Origin of the sequence: Xenorhabdus budapestensis, assembly GCF_002632465.1 — a bacterium.
GTDB classification, from domain to species: Bacteria; Pseudomonadota; Gammaproteobacteria; order Enterobacterales; family Enterobacteriaceae; genus Xenorhabdus; species Xenorhabdus budapestensis.
The window spans coordinates 110,900-114,170 of record NZ_NIBS01000003.1; the positions used below are offsets into that span (position 1 = coordinate 110,900).

Sequence of the window (3,271 nt, forward strand, 5' to 3'; positions counted from 1 at the left end):
TTGCTCTTTAACAATCTGGAACAAGCTGAAAATTTGAAACAATCAGTAGCGTCGGAAGACGGTATTGATGAGTCTCTCAAAACTCCAGTCCGAAGACACCTTCGGGTTGTGAGGTTAAGCGACTAAGCGTACACGGTGGATGCCTAGGCAGTCAGAGGCGATGAAGGACGTGCTAATCTGCGAAAAGCGCCGGTAAGGTGATATGACCCGTTATAGCCGGCGATGTCCGAATGGGGAAACCCAGTGCAATCCGTTGCACTATCCTTATCTGAATTCATAGGGTAAGGAGGCGAACCGGGGGAACTGAAACATCTCAGTACCCCGAGGAAAAGAAATCAACCGAGATTCCCCCAGTAGCGGCGAGCGAACGGGGAGCAGCCCAGAGCCATCAGCGATATTCATGTCAGGAGAACGGTCTGGAAAGGCCGGCAGTAAAGGGTGACAGCCCCGTATCCGAAGGCGTGCGTATTGTGAGCTCGAAGAGTAGGGCGGGACACGTGGTATCCTGTCTGAATGTGGGGGGACCATCCTCCAAGGCTAAATACTCCTGACTGACCGATAGTGAACCAGTACCGTGAGGGAAAGGCGAAAAGAACCCCGGCGAGGGGAGTGAAAGAGAACCTGAAACCGTGTACGTACAAGCAGTGGGAGCCCTGATTTATCAGGGTGACTGCGTACCTTTTGTATAATGGGTCAGCGACTTATATTCTGTAGCAAGGTTAACCGTATAGGGGAGCCGGAGGGAAACCGAGTCTTAACTGGGCGTTAAGTTGCAGGGTATAGACCCGAAACCCGGTGAGCTAGCCATGGGCAGGTTGAAGGTTGGGTAACACTAACTGGAGGACCGAACCGACTAATGTTGAAAAATTAGCGGATGACTTGTGGCTGGGGGTGAAAGGCCAATCAAACCGGGAGATAGCTGGTTCTCCCCGAAAGCTATTTAGGTAGCGCCTCGTGAAGTCATCTCCGGGGGTAGAGCACTGTTTCGGCTAGGGGGTCATCCCGACTTACCAACCCGATGCAAACTGCGAATACCGGAGAATGTTATCACGGGAGACACACGGCGGGTGCTAACGTCCGTCGTGAAGAGGGAAACAACCCAGACCGCCAGCTAAGGTCCCCAAGTCATGGTTAAGTGGGAAACGAAGTGGGAAGGCTCAGACAGCCAGGATGTTGGCTTAGAAGCAGCCATCATTTAAAGAAAGCGTAATAGCTCACTGGTCGAGTCGGCCTGCGCGGAAGATGTAACGGGGCTAAACCATGCACCGAAGCTGCGGCAGCGACACTGCGGTGTTGCTGGGTAGGGGAGCGTTCTGTAAGCCGTCGAAGGCGGGCCGTGAGGTCTGCTGGAGGTATCAGAAGTGCGAATGCTGACATAAGTAACGATAAAGCGGGTGAAAAACCCGCTCGCCGGAAGACCAAGGGTTCCTGTCCAACGTTAATCGGGGCAGGGTGAGTCGGCCCCTAAGGCGAGGCTGAAAAGCGTAGTCGATGGGAAACAGGTTAATATTCCTGTACTCGGTGTTACTGCGAAGGGGGGACGGAGAAGGCTATGTCATCCGGGCGACGGTCGTCCCGGTTTAAGCGTGTAGGTGGGATAACCCGGCAAATCCGGTTATCCGCAACACTGAGGCGTGATGACGAGGCACCACGGTGCTGAAGTGACAGATGCCCTGCTTCCAGGAAAAGCCTCTAAGCACCAGGTAACACGGAATCGTACCCCAAACCGACACAGGTGGTCAGGTAGAGAATACTCAGGCGCTTGAGAGAACTCGGGTGAAGGAACTAGGCAAAATGGTGCCGTAACTTCGGGAGAAGGCACGCTGGCGCCAGGTGAAAAGACATGCTCTTGGAGCCGAGGCCAGCCGCAGATACCAGCTGGCTGCAACTGTTTAATAAAAACACAGCACTGTGCAAACACGAAAGTGGACGTATACGGTGTGACGCCTGCCCGGTGCTGGAAGGTTAATTGATGGGGTCATCCTCAGGGAGAAGCTCTTGATCGAAGCCCCAGTAAACGGCGGCCGTAACTATAACGGTCCTAAGGTAGCGAAATTCCTTGTCGGGTAAGTTCCGACCTGCACGAATGGCGTAATGATGGCCAGGCTGTCTCCACCCGAGACTCAGTGAAATTGAACTCGCTGTGAAGATGCAGTGTACCCGCGGCAAGACGGAAAGACCCCGTGAACCTTTACTATAGCTTGACACTGAACCTTGAGCCTTGATGTGTAGGATAGGTGGGAGGCTGTGAAGTGCGGACGCCAGTCTGCACGGAGCCATCCTTGAAATACCACCCTTGAATGTTTGATGTTCTAACGTAGGCCCGTCATCCGGGTTGCGGACAGTGTCTGGCGGGTAGTTTGACTGGGGCGGTCTCCTCCCAAAGCGTAACGGAGGAGCACGAAGGTCAGCTAATCACGGTCGGACATCGTGAGGTTAGTGCAAAGGCATAAGCTGGCTTGACTGCGAGCGTGACGGCGCGAGCAGGTACGAAAGTAGGTCTTAGTGATCCGGTGGTTCTGCATGGAAGGGCCATCGCTCAACGGATAAAAGGTACTCCGGGGATAACAGGCTGATACCGCCCAAGAGTTCATATCGACGGCGGTGTTTGGCACCTCGATGTCGGCTCATCACATCCTGGGGCTGAAGTAGGTCCCAAGGGTATGGCTGTTCGCCATTTAAAGTGGTACGCGAGCTGGGTTTAGAACGTCGTGAGACAGTTCGGTCCCTATCTGCCGTGGGCGCTGGAAGACTGAAAGGGGCTGCTCCTAGTACGAGAGGACCGGAGTGGACGCACCACTGGTGTACGGGTTGTCATGCCAATGGCACTGCCCGGTAGCTAAGTGCGGCAGAGATAACCGCTGAAAGCATCTAAGCGGGAAACTTGCCTTGAGATGAGTCTTCCCTGACTCCTGGAGAGTCCTGAAGGGCCGTCCGAGACGAGGACGTGGATAGGCTGGGTGTGTAAGCGTTGCGAGACGTTGAGCTGACCAGTACTAATGCCCCGTGCGGCTTAACCTGACAACACCGAAGGGGTTTTGTGGGTTTGAGAGACGAGAGAAAGACAGGGTTTCAGGTATATTTTCGATAGGCGCGGAAGCGGTGACGGACGAAAATAACAAGCAGCTTGTTCGGGATTGAATACAGGATTTGTCTGGCGGCAACAGCGCGGTGGTCCCACCTGACCCCATGCCGAACTCAGCAGTGAAACGCCGTAGCGCCGATGGTAGTGTGGGGTCTCCCCATGTGAGAGTAGGGCACTGCCAGACAT

Annotated in this window: 2 rRNA genes; both read left to right on the forward strand. The window is 54.4% G+C overall.

Annotated features, from left to right (window positions below):
- Nucleotides 1-112: 112 nt before the first annotated feature.
- Nucleotides 113-3,021, forward strand: a 23S ribosomal RNA gene (locus Xbud_RS21570).
- 132 nt (nucleotides 3,022-3,153) lie between these two features.
- Nucleotides 3,154-3,269: ribosomal RNA gene (rrf, locus tag Xbud_RS21575) — 5S ribosomal RNA — on the forward strand.
- The last annotated feature ends 2 nt before the right edge of the window (nucleotides 3,270-3,271 follow it).